The sequence below is a fragment of the Haloplanus salinarum genome, from assembly GCF_024498175.1.
GTDB lineage: Archaea > Halobacteriota > Halobacteria > Halobacteriales > Haloferacaceae > Haloplanus > Haloplanus salinarum.
In genome coordinates this window covers 2,057,784-2,074,091 of record NZ_CP101823.1, presented here as the reverse complement: position 1 = coordinate 2,074,091, position 16,308 = coordinate 2,057,784, and the positions used below count along the sequence as shown (strand labels likewise).

Here is a 16,308-nt window from a genome sequence, read left to right as displayed (position 1 = left end):
ATGAAGATGTATAGATTTGTTCATCGTAACCCGAACTAATACACTGGTGTTCATCCATGCAGGATTATATCGAGCGCGTTACCGACGGGGAGGACTTGAGCGGCGAGGAGGCACGGGACGCGGCCCGGGCCGTCTTCGAGGAAGCGACGGAGGCCCAGATCGGGGCGTTGCTCGCGGCGCTCCGGGCGAAGGGGGAGACCGAGACGGAGATCGCGGGCTTCGCGAAGGGGATGCGCGACGCTGCCCGGACCATCACCCCCGACCGGTCGCCGCTGGTCGACACCTGCGGGACCGGCGGCGACGACTACGATACGATCAACGTCTCGACGACGAGCGCCATCGTCGCTGCGGGCGCGGGCGCCGCCGTCGCCAAACACGGCAACTACTCCGTCTCCTCTACCTCCGGCAGCGCGGACGTCCTCGAGGTCGCCGGGGTGGACGTCGAGGCCGAACCGCCCGCCGTGGAGGGAGCGATCGAGCGCGACGGCATCGGCTTCATGCTCGCGCCGGTCTTCCACCCGGCGATGAAGGCCGTCATCGGCCCGCGGAAGGAACTGGGGATGCGCACGGTGTTCAACGTCCTCGGGCCGCTGACCAACCCCGCCGGCGCCGACGCGCAGGTGGTCGGCGTCTACGACCCCGACCTCGTGCCCGTCCTCGCCCACGCGCTCGCTCGGATGGACGTCGACCGGGCGATGGTGGTCCACGGCGCCGGGATGGACGAGATCGCCATCCACGACGCCACGACCGTCGCCGAGGTCGACGGCGACGAGGTGACCGAGTACACGCTAACGCCGGCCGACCTGGGGCTGGAACGGGCCCCCGTCGAGGCGGTCGCGGGCGGCGACCCCGAGGCGAACGCCGCCGACCTCCGCGGCATCGTCGCCGGCGAGGTGACGGGGCCGAAACGCGACATCATCCTCGCGAACGCGGGCGCGGCCCTCTACGTCGCCGGGATCGCCGACGACCTGCCGGGCGGCGTGGACGCGGCCCGCGAGGCCATCGACTCCGGCGCCGCCGCCGCCAAACTCGACGACCTGCGGGGTGTGTGATGGTCCGGGCGAAGATCTGCGGTGTGACCAACGAGACGGATCTGCGGGCGGTCTCCGAGGCCGGCGCCGCCGCGGTCGGTATCATCACCGAGGTGAGCGTCGACACGCCCCGGGAGGTCGCCCCCGACCGCGCGGCCGACCTGGTCGCGGCCGCGCCCCCCTTCCTCTCGACCGTGCTGGTGTCGATGCCCGACAGCCCGGCGCGTGCGGTCGAACTCGCGGGCGCCGTCGCCCCCGACGCGATCCAACTTCACGGCGACTTGGACGCCGAGGACGTCCGGTACGTCCGCCGGGAGGCCCGCGCGGACGTGATCACGGCCGTCGACGCGGCCGCCACCGACCGCGTCCGCGGGTACGACGGCGTCGCCGACGCCGTCCTGATCGACTCGACGACCGAGTCGGGCGCGGGCGGGACCGGCGAGACCCACGACTGGGACGCCGCCGCCGACCTGGTCGACGACTGCTCGACGCCGGTCGTCCTCGCGGGGGGACTGACCCCCGAGAACGTCGCCGAGGCGGCCCGGACGGTCGGTCCCTACGCGGTCGACGTCTCCAGCGGCGTCGAACGCCGCGGCGGCGAGAAGGACCACGAGGCGGTCAGGGCCTTCGTTCGCAACGCCGGCGTGGAGGTGTCGCCGTGACGCCCGACACGGACCGGGCGAGCTTCGCCGACGCCCTCGCCGGCCGCACGGAGCCGGCCGTCGCCCGCCTCGCGGTCACGCTCGACGTCGAGACGACGCCCCTGTCGGCCTACGCCGCCCTCGACGACCGCAGCGACTACGGGTTCCTGCTGGAGAGCGCGGAGAAGACCCCCTCCAGCGACCCCGAGGGCGCCTTCACCTCCGGCGGCGGGACCGACCGCCACGCCCGCTACTCGTTCGTCGGCTACGACCCCGACGCCGTCGTCTCGGTCACGGGAACCGACGTGACCGTCGAGTCGCTCGGCGGCCGGGCGGCCGATCTGCTCGCCGAGCGGGCGGGCCTCGACGCGGACGGCGGGGACGCCGACGTCCTCGACGCCCTCCGGACGGCCCTGCCCGACGTCGACCGCGTGGGGTTCCCGGCCGCCGACCGCCAGCACCTCGACGGCGGGCTGGTCGGCTTCCTCGCCTACGACGCCGTCTACGACCTCTGGCTCGACGAGGTGGGCGTCGAGCGCCCCGACCCCGTCGTCCCCGACGCGGAGTTCGTCCTGACGACGCGGACGGTCGCCTTCGACCACGCCGAGGGGACGGTCGAACTCGTCTTCACCCCGGTCGTCGGACCGGGCGCGGACCCCGGTGCCGTCCACGACCGCCTCCTCGACGAGGCCGAGACGGTCGAGCGCGCCCTCGCGGCCCACGACGCGCCCGAGACGGGCGGGTTCGTGAAGACCGGCGAGACGGCCGGCCCCCGCGAGGCGTACGAGGACGCGGTGCGTCGAGCGAAGGAACACGTCCTCGACGGCGACATCTACCAGGGCGTTATCTCCCGGAAGCGCGAACTCACCGGCGAGGTCGACCCCCTGGGGCTGTACGAGTCGCTCCGGGCGGTCAACCCCTCGCCGTACATGTACCTCCTGCGCCACGGCGATCGGTCCATCGTCGGCGCCAGCCCCGAGACGCTGGTGTCGGTGCGGGGCCGACGGGTCGTCTCGAATCCCATCGCCGGCACCTGCCCCCGGGGGTCGGGTCCGGTCGAGGACCGGCGGCTCGCCGGCGAGATGCTCGCCGACGGCAAGGAGCGCGCCGAACACACGATGCTCGTCGACCTGGCGCGCAACGACGTGCGCCGCGTCTCGGAGCCGGGATCGGTCCGGGTCGAGGAGTTCATGAACGTGCTCAAATACTCCCACGTCCAGCACATCGAGTCGACGGTGACGGGGACGCTCGCGACCGGAACGGATCCGGGCGCCGGCGGCGAGCGGTCGCCGCCGTTCGACGTCTTCGACGCCACGCGGGCGACGTTCCCCGCCGGGACGCTCACCGGGGCGCCGAAGGTGCGCGCCATGGAGATCATCGACGAACTCGAACGCGACGCCCGGGGCGTCTACGGCGGCGGCGTCGGCTACTACTCGTGGTCCGGCGACGCCGAGTTCGCCATCGTCATCCGGACCGCGACGGTGGAACACGGGGCCGAGGACCGGATCACCGTCCAGGCGGGCGCGGGTATCGTCGCCGACAGCGACCCCGCGAGCGAGTACGAGGAGACCGAACAGAAGATGGGCGGCGTCCTCGACGCGCTCGAACGCATCGAGACGACGGCCCCGGGGGTGCGCCGATGAAGGTCCTCGTCATCGATAACTTCGATTCGTTCACCTACAACCTCGTCGAGTACATCTCGGACCATCCCGATCCGCTGACCGGCGACCCGATCACTGTCGAGGTGCTGAAAAACACCGCCACCCTCGATGCGGTCCGCGCGGTCGATCCGGACGCCATCGTCGTCAGTCCCGGACCCGGACACCCGAAGAACGACCGCGACGTGGGCGTGACCAACGCGGTCCTCCGGGAGGTGAGCCCGGACGTACCGACCCTGGGGGTCTGTCTCGGCCTCGAAGCGGCCGTCTACGCCTACGGCGGCACGGTCGGGCACGCCCCGGAACCGATCCACGGCAAGGCCTACCCCGTCGACCACGACGGCGAGGGGGTCTTCGCCGGCCTCGAAGGGGGTTTTCGCGCCGGCCGCTATCACTCCCTCGTGGCGACGGACGTCCCCGACTGCTTCGCGGTGTCGGCGACGACGACCCACGCCGACGCCGAGGGGGGCGAACACGAACTCGTCATGGGGATCCGCCACCGCGAGCACCCCATCGAGTGTGTCCAGTTCCACCCCGAGAGCGTGTTGACCGCCGTCGGCCACGACGTGATCGACAACTTCCTGCGCGCGGCCCGGACGCCGGACGCGACGGCCTAGAGCAGGAACAGCGAGGCTAGGAGGAGCAACCCGACGACGACGGCGGCGATGGTCACCAGCCGCCAGGCCACCTTCAACAGGACGCGGCCGACCAGGATGACGACGCCGACGGCGACGATGGTCGCGAGGAGTTGTCCAAGCGGTCCGCCGAGGACACCGCCAAGCTGAAGCGCCACCTGCGCCGTGAGCGACATATTCGATACGGACTCACAGCGGATGCATAAGTCTGTGGGCGGCCCCTCGTCCCGTCCGTCGATCTCCTCTATCAGAAATCGGATACGTACGACCGTCCGTTCTCCCGGCTGTCCGCCACGTGGGAGCGCCTAGCATGACAGCGGTGTATCACTCGACGGTCCGTCTCGCGTTCGCCGACCCCCCTTTCGTTCGACTGGATTTCCCGTCGCAGTCTCCCGATTTGTTCCGCCAATTTCTACTTTCACTCCGGTCTGCACATCGTTATGTGTTTCGCGGGGCGATGATGGACCCGTGTAGGTGACCGACGGTCATCGGCCGACACCGTGAAGTAGACAGGAATCGGATAGTTCGACGGACGAACCAACGCCTTTACACCCCCGATTCCACTTACAGCAACCGTCACGGTTGCACCGATTCGAACCAGCGACCGGCGCACGCCCGGCGCCCGTTCGGGGTGGGGAACCCGCGACGCGATCAGCACGACCGACACATGAGTACGCACGACATCGACACCGACGACGTGGAACTACCGATCAAACGAACCGACGGGGAGACACTCGCGGAGCGTCTCACCGACAACGCCTATCACAACATCCTGCCCGCACGGTACCTCCGGAAGGACGCCGACGGGGACCTGATCGAGGAGCCCGAGGACCTCTTCCCGCGTGTCGCGAAGAACATCGCGCTCGCGGAGGCGGTGTTCGAGGCGCGCAAGCAGGGGACGGAGATCACGGTCACGCCCGACCAGTTGAAGCCCGACCACCCGCGGCGGGACGAACTCGCCGAGGACGTGTTCGGGGCGGGCGTCACCACCGACGCGGACGCCGAGACGACCCTCTCGAAGTACAACGTCAACAAGTTCGCCTACGAGACGGTCGTCCCGGAGCTTCCCGACGACGTCCGGGACACCGTCGAGGAGACCCGGGAGGAGTTCGAGCGGCTGATGGGCGACCTCTCTTTCATGCCCAACTCGCCGACGCTGATGAACGCTGGCGACGAGCTCCAGCAGCTCTCGGCCTGTTTCGTCGACTCGCCCGAGGACGACATCGACGACATCCACCAGACGGCCAAGGAGGCCGCACAGGTGTTCCAGTCCGGCGGCGGCATGGGCTATGCCTTCTGGCGGCTCCGCCCCTACGGCGACCCCGTGGGTTCCACCGGCGGCATCGCCTCCGGGCCCATCACCTTCATGCGCACGTTCGACCAGATGTGTGAGACCATCGCCCAGGGCGGGGCGCGCCGGGGCGCACAGATGGGCGTCATGCGCATCTCGCATCCCGACGTCATCCAGTTCATCCACGCCAAGAACAAGGACGTCTCGCTGGCACACACCCTCCGGCTCAACGACCCCGACGACTTCACGCACACCTCCTTCGCGGACGCCCTGGAGGAGGCCCGCGAACTCATCGACGACGAGGGGAAGGTCCCCAAACACCTCCGCAACGCCGTCGAGGGTCACCTCTCGAATTTCAACATCTCCGTCGGCATCACCGACGAGTTCATGGAGGCCCTGGAGGCGGGCGAGGAGTTCACGTTCACCAACCCCCGAACCGGCGACCCCCACGTCGTCACCCCCGAGACGAAGGAGCTGTACGACATGTTCGGCCTCGGCGAGTACGTCGCGGTCGGCGAGGAGCTCTCCATCCCCGCGGAAGTCGTCTGGGAGGACATCGTCGAGGGCGCCCACGAGAACGGCGAACCCGGCGTCATCTACCTCGAACGGGTGAACAAACAGCACTCCTTCGACGTGGAGGAGCACCCGGACCACCGCATCCTCGCGACGAACCCCTGTGGCGAACAGCCCCTGGAGGAGTACGAGGCCTGCAACCTCGGACACATCAACCTCTCGACGCTCGCGGCGCAGGACGCGCCGGACTGGCGGGTCTGGGCCGACGAGCACGCCGACGAGTACGACTCCGAGGCCGCGGCCGTCGAGGCGTTCCTCGACGAGGCGGTCGACTGGGAGGCCTTCGATCACCGCATCGAGTACGGCACTCGTTTCCTCGAGAACGTCGTCACGATGTCGGATTTCCCGGTCGACGAGATCGAGGAGAAGGTCCGACAGATGCGCAAGATCGGCCTGGGTGTCATGGGGCTGGCACAGCTGTACGTCCAGCTCGGCATCCGCTACGGCAGCGACACGGGCAACGAGGTGGCCCGACAGCTGATGACCCACATCGACCACGGGTCGAAGTGGACCTCCCACGAACTCGCCGAGGAGCGCGGCTCCTTCGAGGACTGGGACGACTCGAAGTACGCCGACCCGGTCCGCTACCGCGAGTGGTTCGAACACCACACCGGGCTCGACGCCGACGAGTGGGAAGACGGGTTCCCGATCCGCAACCACAACACGACGACCATCGCGCCGACCGGCACCACCTCGATGGTCGGCAACACGACCGGCGGCTGTGAGCCCATCTACAACGTCGCCTACTACAAGAACGTCTCCGACGACGTGCAGGGCGACGAGATGCTCGTCGAGTTCGACGACTACTTCCTGCGGACGCTGGAGGCCAACGACCTCGACATCGACGCGGTCAAGCGGGAGGCCCAAGAGCAGATGGCCGCAAACGAGTTCGACGGCGTCGAGGGACTCGACACCGTTCCGGACCCCATCGGCGAACTGTTCGTCGTGACCGGCGACCTCTCCGGGAAACAGCACGCGGCGGTCCAGTGTGCGTGTCAGCAGGGCGTCGACTCCGCCATCTCGAAGACCTGTAACTTCCCCAACTCCGCCAGCGTCGAGGACATGGACGAGGTGTACCGCTACATCTACGAACACGGCGGCAAGGGCGTCACCGTCTACCGCGACGGGACGCGCTCGAAGCAGGTGCTGACCACCCGTGCGAAGAACACGGAGTTCGCCGACGAGAGCGAGGCCGCCGAGGCGCTGATCGACCAGATCGAAGAAGTGTTCGGCGGCATCGAGGGCTTCCTCGACAACGAGGACGTTCAGGCCGCCCTCGACACCCAGCTGTCGGCACTGCTCGCGGCCGCCGACGGCGAGCGCGAACTCGGCACCAAGCGGCCCCGTCCGGACGTCCTCCACGGCATCACCCAACGCATCGACACGGGCTACGGGAAGCTCTACGTCAACATCAACGAGGACGAGGACGGCCGGCCGTTCGAGCTGTTCGCCAACATCGGCAACTCCGGCGGCTTCACCGCCTCCTTCACCGAGGCGCTGGCGAAGACCATCTCGACCGCGCTGCGCTCGGGCGTGGACCCCCGCGAGATCGCCTCCGAACTCCAGGGCATCCGCTCGCCGAAGGTCGCTTGGGACAAGGGCGAACAGATCAACTCCATCCCCGACGCCATCGGGACGGCGATGCGGCGCTACCTCGACGGCGAGATCGACAAGCCCTACCCCAAACAGCAGAACCTCACGGAACTGGAGAAAGCCGAGGCGAAGGCGATGGACGAGTCGCCCGAGGCCGACGGCGGCGCCGCCGCCGCGACGGCCGGTGACGACACCGACGACCTCCTCGCCGCGGGCGAGAGCCCCGAATGTCCGGAGTGTGGCTCGATGAGCCTCTACTACTCCGAGGGCTGCAAGACCTGCGAGTCCTGTGGCTGGTCGGAGTGCTGATCTGACGCGCCCGACCCGGCTCGACCCGGTGCCGAAACGACGGTCGCGGATCGCCTGACGTTCCGAACCCGCAAGGCGGAGCGGCGACGGCGGAACAGTCATGTCGATGTGGCTCTGAATGGGTGACATGTCTGCGTCAGGTGGGCGACCCTGCCCCCGCTGTGAGACGGCGATGCACCGTCGTCACTGCAAGTACGTCTGTCCGAACCACGGGGTCGTCTACGACTGCAGCGATACGTTCTGGTGACATGATAGGTGCTGAACTAGCTCGGGCCTCGGCCGTGAGCCCGTCCGACAGTACGCACGCGAACCGCCGTCGGGCCCCATCCACCGCGACGCCGCCGACGGGAGCGAACGGATGGTGAGCGACGACGGCGTCGCCCGCGGGAAAGCGATCCAGCGACGGACAGGCAAGACGTTCCACCTGGCCACGCGGCTCCTCCCCGAGCGGGTCCGGGAGGCGACGTACGTCCTCTATGCCTTCTTCCGGGTCGCCGACGAGGTGGTCGACGACGCCGAGGGCGTCCCCCCCGCCGAGCAGCGCGCGGAACTCGAGCGGCTGCGCGCGGCGGCGCTCGGCGAGGAGCCGACCGACGACCCCGTCCTCGCCGCCTTCGCGGACCTCCGCGAGCGACACGACATCGACGACGCCGACGTGAACACCTTCGTCGACGCGATGTTGACCGACGTGACCAAGGATCGTTACGAGACCTTCGCGGAACTCCGGGCGTACATGGACGGCTCGGCGGCCGCCGTCGGCCGCATGATGACGTCGGTGATGGATCCGGAGCATCCCGAGCGCGCCCGTCCCCACGCCACGGCGCTCGGCGAGGCGTTCCAGCTCTCGAATTTCCTCCGCGACGTCCGCGAGGACATCGTCGAACGCGACCGGATCTACCTCCCCCGCGAGACGCTCGACGAGTACGACATCTCGGAGGCGGACCTCCGACGTTTCGAGGTCAGCGACGAGTTCCGGCGGGCGATGGAGCGGGAACTCCGACGGACCGAGGCGCTCTACCGCGAGGGCGTCGCCGGCATCGAGTATCTCCCCACGGACTGCCAGCTTCCGGTGCTGGTCGCGGCGGTACTGTACGCCGACCACCACCGGCTGATCCGCGAACGGGACTACGACGTCCTCTCGGAGACGCCGAGTCTCGGCACGCTCCGCAAACTGCTGTTGGTGGCCCGGACCCGCTGGCACTGGCAGTGGAACCGGGATCCCGAGACCGTCTTCCGGCGGGTGAGCGCCGTGCCGGAGGTTCCGGCGGATCCCGACCCCGACCACGACCGGACCCACTCGACCCGCGGCATCGGCCGACGGCTCCTGCGCGGGGCCGTCGAGGGGCTCCGCCGGCTGACCTGATACTGTTTATTGTAAGTCGTTATCGGTGGGTCGCCAGGACGGCCCGGCGACCCACCGGGAAACAGTTACAATAATCGGTATGACCCGCCGCCCTACCGCCCGTCGAGGGGCACGTCGAAGCGGTCCGCACGGAGCAACCCGAGGCCGAACAGCCCGGCGACGGCGGCCGCCCCCCAGTTGGCGAAGTAGACGTTGACCGCCCCCCAGAGCAGGACGAAACTCACCAGATCGTCGAGGGCGAACTCACAGGTCGCCAGCCGATCCAGCAGCGCCGTCCGGTCGAGGACGGCGTCGAGGACGAGGACGGTCACCGTCGCGGACAGCACCCACCCCGCGAAGTTCGACAGCGGCACGCCGTAGACGGGGCCGCCGCCGGGGTAGGCCCAGAAGCCGAGCGCGACGGCCCCCGGATCGAGGACCAGATCCATGGCGATCACCGTCCCGATCACGGCCGGCAGGCGGATCCGGGCCGCCCGCGCTCGCTCCCCGAGCAGGAGTGAACAGAGGAGGTAGGCGTTGCCCACGAGCGGCAGGAAGAAGACGGGCAGGCCGACGGGGACGCCGGCGACCTCCGGCCCGAGGTCGATGGCGTAGTAGAACTCGCCGTAGGGCCAGCCGGTCCGCAGGCCGACGAACTCGACGGCGTAGGCGTAGCCGGCGAGGGCGGTCACGCCGACGGCCGCCCGGCGATCGATCAGCGGCGCCATCCCGACCAGCAGGGGCGAGCGCATGACGAGCGTTCCGAGCAGGAGGGTGAACGGCTCGAACGCGAGCGGCGGCGGGAGGAGTCCCTCGGCGCTCGCGACTAGGAGGACGGAACCGACGGCGGGGAACACCACCGCGACGGTGACGCGGTTCTCGCGGATCAGGTCGTCGAGGCGGGCCTGCAGCTCGGTTCGGGTCGGCCGAGCCGTTCGGCTCGCCGTCGCTCCGGCGGGACCGTCGCCGCCCTCGCTACCCATGGACCAGCCTCCAGAGCGCGCCCATCGTCAGGAGCGCGCCGACGACGGTGTTCACGGCCGGATACCACCAGTAGGCTCGCGAGACGTCGACCCGGGAGGCGGCGACGCCGACGACGGCGACGGGGTACGGGGCGAGGAGGAGGCCGAGTCGGGGGTCGAGCAGGCCGAAGGCGGCCGCGGCGAGCGCCCAGCAGAGCGCACAGTAGGCGTAGGTCCGCCGCTGGCCGAGGCGCGTGGCGGTCGTCTCGATGCCCGCCCGCCGGTCCGGCTCGATGTCCGGAATCGCGGAGAAGGTGTGCATCGCCATCGACCAGAGCCACCCACCGAGGACGGCGAGCGCCGGGGGATGGACCCCGGCGACCGCGGCGTAGGCGGCGGCTCCGGGCAGCACGTACAGGCCGTTCGAGACGGAGTCGAGCGGCGGGCGGGTCTTCAGGCGGAGCGGCGGCGCGCTGTAGGCGACCCCCAGGAGGAGGAACCCGGCGATCCACGGCCAGGCGATGCGGGGGGTCAGCCCGAGCGGGACGAGCGCGAGTAGGGCGCTCAGACCGACGGCGGCGGGAACGAGCCGGTCGCCCCCGTACCGAACCTCGCGCTCCTCCTTCTTGGGGTTCTCCGCGTCGACGTCGACGTCGAACACGTCGTTGACGCCGTACAGCAGGACGTTCGCGGGGACGAGGAAGTATCCGAACAGGGCGAAGGTCGTGGGGGTGAACAGGTCGCCGACATCGCTCGCGGCGTAGGCGACGCCGACGGCGACCGGCCCGGCCAGATAGAGCCAGAACCGGGGGCGCGAGGTCCGGAACAGGTAGACGGCCGCCCCCGGCATCGTCATCGAGTCGTCGTCATCCGCTCGGCCGTCAGGCGGCCGCTGATGAGACACATGGGGACGCCGATGCCCGGGGTGGTGTAGGAGCCGGTGAAATAGAGGCCGTCGACCGCCTCGGAGGCGTGGGGCGGGCGGAGAAGCGAGGTCTGTCGGAGCGTGTGTGCGAGGCCGAGGGCCGTCCCCTGGGTGCTGTTGTAGCGGTCGGCGAACTCGGAGACCGAGAAGCGCTCCTCGACGACGATGCGGTCCCGGAGGTCGACGCCGGTGTGCTCGGCGATGTCGTCGAGCAACAGGTCGCGGAACCGCTGGCGGCGCTCCGGGCCGTCGTCGAGGCCGGGGGCGACCGGTGCGAGGACGAAGAGGTTGCTGTGGCCCTCGGGGGCGACCGTGTCGTCGGTCTTCGAGGGAACACAGAGGTAGTAGGCGGGGTCCTCGGGCCAGGCGGGGTCGCCGAAGATGGTCTCGAAGTGGTCGTCCCAGTCGGTCGGGAGGACGAGCGTGTGGTGTTCGAGCGGGTCGACGTCGCCCTCGACGCCGAGATAGAGGAGGAACGCGGAAGGAGCGTAGGTGCGCGAGTCCCAGTAGTCGGCGTCGTACTGGCGGTCCTCGGGGACGAGGAGTTCCTGTTCGGTGTGGGCGTAGTCGGCGTCGGAGACCACCTCGTCGGGGAAGAACTCCCGGCCGTCCTCGGTGCGGACGGCGAAGGCGCCCTCCCGGCCCCTGATCTCCGCGACCGGGTGGTCGACCCGGAAGTCGACACCCAACTCCTCGGCCACGGCGACGATGCCGTCGACGACGCCGCCCATCCCGTCCTCCGGGTAGTAGACGCCGAGGTTGAAATCGACGTGGCTCATCAGGTTGTAGAGCGCGGGCGTGTTGTTCGGTGCGCCGCCGAGGAAGACCAGCGAGTACTGGACGATCTGTTGGAGCTTGGGGTGATCGAAGTACTCCTCGACGTGGTCCTGCATCGTCCCCAGCAGCGAGAGCCCGCGGGCGTACCGCAACACGTCCGGGTCGACGAAATCGCGCAGGCGGGAGCGGTCCTCGTAGACGAAATGTTCCATCCCCACGTCGTAGGTGTAGGCCGCCCGGTCGAGGTAGTCGTCGAGCGCGTCGCCGGCGCCCGGCTCGTAGGCCTCGAAGGTCTCCCGGTTGGCGTCCATGTCGGGAACGAGGTCGACCCGGTCGCCGTCCTTGAAGAAGATCCGATAGTGGGGGTCGAGGCGTTCGAGGCCGTAGTACTCCTCGGGCCGGCGCCCGAAGTCGGCGAAGAAGTCCTCGAACACGTCGGGCATGAGATACCAGGACGGCCCCATGTCGAACCGGAAACCGTCGGTGTGCAGGCGGCTCGCCCGCCCGCCGAGCTGTTCGTTTTTCTCCAGGACCGTCACGTCAGCCCCCGCGTTCGCGAGATAACAGGCCGTCGAGAGGCCGCCGAATCCGCTGCCGACGACGACCACCGACCGACCGTCGGCGTCGCCGACCGGCGAGCTATCGTTCATGCCCCGCCGTAGGGACGTGATCCGTATATACTACCCGCCGTCGCGAGGGAGAGTGATCGCCCGCCCGCGGTGTGGCCGCCGGGGTGCTCAGTCGTCCAGTCGGCCGTTGAGAACCTTGGCGGCGACGAGCACCGGGTCCCACACCGGGCTGAACGGGGGCGCGTAGGCCAGGTCGAGGCGTTCGAGTTCGGCGACGGTGAGGTCGCTCTCGATGGCGGTCGCCAGCGTGTCGATGCGGATGGCCGCCCGGTCGCGGCCGGCGATGGCGCCGCCGAGCACCCGACCGGTCGTCCGGTCGGCGAGCAGCGTCACCGTCGTCTCGTCGCCGCCGGGGTAGTAGCCCGAGCGCGATCCCGCCGTGATCGTCTCGCTCGCGGGGTCGAACCCCGCGGCCGCGGCCGTCCCCTCGTCGGTGAGGCCGACCCGACCACACTCCAGGTCGAAGGCCTTCACGACTGCGGTGCCGGCCACCTCGCCGACGGGCGTGGGGTCGCCGGCGACCGTCGCTCCGACCGCCCGTCCCGCGCGGTTCGCGGTCAGCCCGAGTGGCACCCACGTCTCCGCGCCGGTCACCGCGTGTCTCGCCGTCGCCACGTCGCCGGCGGCGTAGACGGCCGGCAGGCTCGTCCGTCCGTAGGCGTCGGTGCGGACGGCAGTGCCCGGTCCGCGGTCGACGCCGGTGCCGTCGAGAGGGGCCGTATTCGGCGTCACGCCGATCCCGATCACCGCCATCCCGACCGGGAGGCGCTCCCCGTCGTACGCCACCGCCTCGATCCGGTCGTCGCCGACGAGTTTCGTCACCGACGCTCCGGTGTGGACCGTCACCCCCCGCTCGGCGAGGTGGTCGGCCACGCGCTCGCCGATCGCCTCGCCGAACGGCGGGAGGAGGTGTTCCGGGCGCTGGAACAGGTGGACGTCGACGCCGCGGGCGACGAGCGCCTCGGTCATCTCGACGCCGACGTAGCCGCCGCCGACGACGGCCGCCCGCTCCGGTGGGTCCAGCGCCGCGTTGCGCTCGACCCGCGCCTCGTCGACCGGACCGTCGCCCAGACGGCTCCAGTCGTACTCGGCGGGTGAGGTGAGGTAGGCGTCGGTCGCCGCCGCGGAATCGAGGCCGTGGATGGTGAAGACGCCGTCGAGCGCGGTGTCCAAGGCGCCGGTCGTCGCGCTCGCACCCGTCGCCACCAGCAACTCGGCGTACGGCTGATCGAACCGGTCGCCGTCCGCCTCGACGGTGACGGTCCGCTGTTCGGGGGAGACCGAGACGACTTCGTGGCCGCGGCGCAGGTCGATCCCGCGGTCCGCGACGTCCGCCGGGGACAGCGAGAGAAGGTCGGTCAGTCGCTCGACCGTCCCCTCCACGAAGTAGGGCTCGCCACAGTGAGCGTAGGAGATCCACCGTCCACGCTCGAAGACGACGACGTCACGGTCGGCTTCGCGTCGGAACTTGCTCGCCGCGCTCAGGCCGGCCGCGTCGCCGCCGACGACGACGAAGGGATCGCGTGCCATACACGCCGTTCGCCGCCGTCGGGGCAAAAGTGTATGCCGGGGTCGCGCGGGTCGCGCGAAGGCGGTCGATCAGCGGTCGTGGTAGTAGAGGTAGCCGAGCAGTCCGGCGAGCGCCGTCTCGCTGGCGAGGGCGAGAAATTCGACGGGGCCGGCGAAGACGTGGGCGAGCAGGTACTCGAACGTCGAGCCGTGGTGATGCGTTCCGGGGCCGACGAACAGGAGCGGTCGGTGACCGCCGACGTGCCAGGCGAAGTAGCCGACGACGTAGACGACCATCAGCCCCACGCCGGCGGCGTAGAGCGGTCGGCGGTCGGCGCCCGCGATGGCGGCGACGACGCCGGCCACGATGGCGACCCCCGAGAGGACGAACAGCGGCCAGCGGACGTCCGGGGGGATGACGATCCCGCCCGCGAGGTAGGTCACCCAGTTGGTGACGCCGAGCGCCAGGTGGAGCACCGCGACGAGGACGGCGAGGTGGGCCGCGACGACGTGGAGCGGATCGAACGCACGGAGGCTCATCTAGCGAGAGGAGGGCGGCAGGAAGGAAAACGCCTACGAACCGCCGGCAGGCCGCACTCAGAAGCGGCCGCGGCGGCGGAACAGACGGGTCAGGAATCGCCCGACCGGGCCGGGATCGGTCGATCGGATCGACGCGCCGGGGAGGTAGTAGTCGACGTCTGTACGCTCGTCGGTGTCGGTGTGTCGGCTCATACAACCGATCCGGGACGGACGAGCTTAAAAATTCTGAATTTAACTTGGTGGATCGAAAACGTATGATGGGTGTTGACAAACTCCTACGGGGGAGTCGGCCCGCCTTTCATGCTCGTCGCCACCTAACGGCGTGCATGGACGGAACGAGTGTGGTCGTCACGGGTGCTAGTCGGGGGATCGGTGCGAGCGTCGCGGCGCGGTTCGCGGCCGAGGGGGCCCACGTCACCTGCTGTGCGCGGCGGCGGGAGCCCCTCGAGTCGGTCGTCGAGGGCATCGTCGACGCGGGTGACGCGGCGACGGCGGTGCGGGCCGACGTGCGCGACGAGTTCGACGTCGAGCGGTTGATGGAACGGGCCGCCAGGGCGGGCGACGGTATCGACGTGGTGGTGGCGAACGCCGCGGTCAACCACGGCGACCCCGGCGAGAGCCCCCTCCACGAGGAGTCGTACTCCCGGTTCGACGACACGGTACGGACGAACCTCCGGGGCGTCTTCGCGACGGTGCGGGAGGCGCTCCCGCACCTGGCGGCCGACGGTCGGGTCCTCGTCCCCTCGGGGGCCGTGGCCCGCGAGTCGACGGCGGGGATGGGCGCCTACGCCGTCTCGAAGGCGGGCGCGGAGGCGCTGGTCCGGGGTTTCGCCGCCGACCTCGAACAGGTCGTGGGCGTCGTCGACCCCGGCTACGTCGCCACGGATCTGAGCGGCGATACGGGCCGGGACCCCGACGACGTGGCACCGATGTTCGTCTGGGCCGCCCGCGACGCCGAGGCCGAGGCCGTCGACGGGGAGGTACTCGACCTGCGGGCTTGGAAGTCGGCGACGCGGTAACGCGCCCGTCGAATCGAACGTGTTATTAACACCAATTAGATAGTTGTTAATGTGACTCGACGCTCACTCGTCGGCCCCGCCGCCACCGTGACGCTCGTGGGGCTGTCCTGGTTCGCGGCGACCGGGGAGGCCTGGAAACTGCTCGGGATCTCGTGGGTCGCCTTCGCCGCGATGGCGGCCGGGATCCCGCTCGGTCGTCGCTCGCTCGGCGGGCGGCCGTGGACGCTCGTCTGGGGGTACGGCCTCGCGAGCGGCGCGATGGTGACGAGCGCCGCCGTCTTCCTCGTCCCGCAGGCCATCGCGCACGACGCGACCTTCGGGGGGTTCGGCGTCGCCCTCGGCCTGTTGATCGGCTTCGCCAGCCACACCGTCGGTCATCGGCTCGCCCACCTCGAGGTCCCCTTCGACCGGACCGCCACGGAGTTGACGGCCCACGCCCTCTCGGCGGGCCTCATCATCGGCGTCGTCTACGGGAACATGCCCGACCTCGGACCGATCCTCGGCCTCGCCATCGTCTCGCACAAGGGGCCGGCGGGCTACGCGGCCGCCCGCCGGCTGGTGACGAACGACCGCGACCCGATGGTGTTGCTCCTACCCGCCGCCGGCGTCGGCATCATGGCCATCCTCGCCAGCCTGATCGCCCTGCCCGCGGCGCCGACGGTCCGGGGCGTCGTCTTCGGTTTCGCCGCCGGCATCTTCCTCCACGTCGCGATGGATTTCCTGCCGCGGTGTGAACTCGGCAGCGACGTCCACGACCTGTTGACGGTGACCGGCGACGCCCACGAACTGCTCGACCGGCTCCGCGTTCACGCCGTCCTCAGCACGGGGCTGGGCGGCGTCTCCGTCTTCGTCGCGTGGCTGCTCGTCTCGTAGG

General features: G+C 69.9%; 16 protein-coding genes. 9 read left to right on the top strand and 7 right to left on the bottom strand.

Features of this window, described 5'->3' with window-relative positions; translation table 11 throughout:
* Positions 1-56 precede the first annotated feature (56 nt).
* Genes trpD through trpG form a run of 4 tightly spaced genes read left to right on the top strand, consistent with a single transcriptional unit; the run spans position 57 to position 3,947 of the window.
* Positions 57-1,052, top strand: a complete 996-nt coding sequence (gene trpD / locus NO364_RS10790; RefSeq protein ID WP_157690746.1) for an anthranilate phosphoribosyltransferase — start codon at positions 57-59, stop codon at positions 1,050-1,052.
* On the top strand, positions 1,052-1,693 hold the full coding sequence (locus NO364_RS10785; RefSeq protein ID WP_157690747.1) for a phosphoribosylanthranilate isomerase: 642 nt from the start codon (positions 1,052-1,054) through the stop codon (positions 1,691-1,693). The genes trpD and NO364_RS10785 overlap by 1 nt, the downstream gene beginning before the upstream one ends.
* Entirely contained in the window at positions 1,690-3,315 is a 1,626-nt protein-coding gene (gene trpE, locus NO364_RS10780) for an anthranilate synthase component I (protein WP_157690748.1), read from the top strand. The genes NO364_RS10785 and trpE overlap by 4 nt, the downstream gene beginning before the upstream one ends.
* Positions 3,312-3,947 carry an anthranilate synthase component II gene (gene trpG, locus NO364_RS10775; protein WP_257627492.1) on the top strand — a complete coding sequence of 212 codons (636 nt, stop codon included), beginning with the start codon at positions 3,312-3,314 and terminating at the stop codon, positions 3,945-3,947. Before trpE ends, trpG begins: the two co-directional genes overlap by 4 nt.
* Here trpG and NO364_RS10770 read toward each other — a convergent pair.
* Positions 3,944-4,141, bottom strand: a complete 198-nt coding sequence (locus tag NO364_RS10770; RefSeq protein WP_157690750.1) for a DUF8029 family protein — start codon at positions 4,139-4,141, stop codon at positions 3,944-3,946. The two genes, trpG and NO364_RS10770, sit on opposite strands and share 4 nt — an antisense overlap.
* Positions 4,142-4,632: 491 nt before the next feature.
* Here NO364_RS10770 and NO364_RS10765 point away from each other — a divergent pair, with 491 nt between their 5' ends.
* From NO364_RS10765 to NO364_RS10760, 3 genes are all read left to right on the top strand, one after another.
* The gene (locus NO364_RS10765; RefSeq protein ID WP_257627491.1) at positions 4,633-7,731 is read left to right on the top strand and encodes an adenosylcobalamin-dependent ribonucleoside-diphosphate reductase; all 3,099 of its coding nucleotides are present in this window, start codon (positions 4,633-4,635) and stop codon (positions 7,729-7,731) included.
* Positions 7,732-7,858: 127 nt separating this feature from the next.
* Entirely contained in the window at positions 7,859-7,978 is a 120-nt protein-coding gene (locus NO364_RS18135; RefSeq protein WP_379703572.1) for an HVO_2523 family zinc finger protein, read from the top strand.
* A gap of 111 nt (positions 7,979-8,089) precedes the next feature.
* Positions 8,090-9,094 (top strand): phytoene/squalene synthase family protein, encoded by a 1,005-nt coding sequence (locus tag NO364_RS10760; protein ID WP_157690752.1) that lies wholly within the window; start codon positions 8,090-8,092, stop codon positions 9,092-9,094.
* 92 nt (positions 9,095-9,186) lie between these two features.
* On the opposite strand, the gene cruF is transcribed toward NO364_RS10760, so the two are convergent.
* The 6 genes from cruF to NO364_RS10730 all read right to left on the bottom strand — a co-directional run bounded on the left by cruF (position 9,187) and on the right by NO364_RS10730 (position 14,607).
* A complete protein-coding gene (gene cruF, locus NO364_RS10755; protein WP_157690753.1) occupies positions 9,187-10,056 on the bottom strand; it encodes a bisanhydrobacterioruberin hydratase in 870 nt (289 codons plus the stop codon).
* Complete coding sequence (locus NO364_RS10750; protein ID WP_157690754.1) at positions 10,049-10,891, bottom strand: prenyltransferase; 843 nt, start codon at positions 10,889-10,891, stop codon at positions 10,049-10,051. Before NO364_RS10750 ends, cruF begins: the two co-directional genes overlap by 8 nt.
* Entirely contained in the window at positions 10,888-12,387 is a 1,500-nt protein-coding gene (locus NO364_RS10745; RefSeq protein WP_157690755.1) for a phytoene desaturase family protein, read from the bottom strand. Before NO364_RS10745 ends, NO364_RS10750 begins: the two co-directional genes overlap by 4 nt.
* An 87-nt stretch (positions 12,388-12,474) precedes the next feature.
* Complete coding sequence (locus NO364_RS10740; RefSeq protein WP_157690756.1) at positions 12,475-13,896, bottom strand: FAD-dependent oxidoreductase; 1,422 nt, start codon at positions 13,894-13,896, stop codon at positions 12,475-12,477.
* Between the two features lie 69 nt (positions 13,897-13,965).
* Positions 13,966-14,415 carry a hypothetical protein gene (locus tag NO364_RS10735; RefSeq protein ID WP_257627490.1) on the bottom strand — a complete coding sequence of 150 codons (450 nt, stop codon included), beginning with the start codon at positions 14,413-14,415 and terminating at the stop codon, positions 13,966-13,968.
* 57 nt (positions 14,416-14,472) lie between these two features.
* A complete protein-coding gene (locus NO364_RS10730) occupies positions 14,473-14,607 on the bottom strand; it encodes a hypothetical protein (RefSeq protein ID WP_257627489.1) in 135 nt (44 codons plus the stop codon).
* A 134-nt stretch (positions 14,608-14,741) separates the two neighbouring features.
* On the opposite strand from NO364_RS10730, the gene NO364_RS10725 reads away from it, so the two are divergent.
* Positions 14,742-15,434 (top strand): SDR family NAD(P)-dependent oxidoreductase, encoded by a 693-nt coding sequence (locus NO364_RS10725; protein ID WP_257627488.1) that lies wholly within the window; start codon positions 14,742-14,744, stop codon positions 15,432-15,434.
* A gap of 51 nt (positions 15,435-15,485) precedes the next feature.
* Complete coding sequence (locus NO364_RS10720; protein ID WP_257627487.1) at positions 15,486-16,307, top strand: ZIP family metal transporter; 822 nt, start codon at positions 15,486-15,488, stop codon at positions 16,305-16,307.
* Position 16,308: the final 1 nt, after the last annotated feature.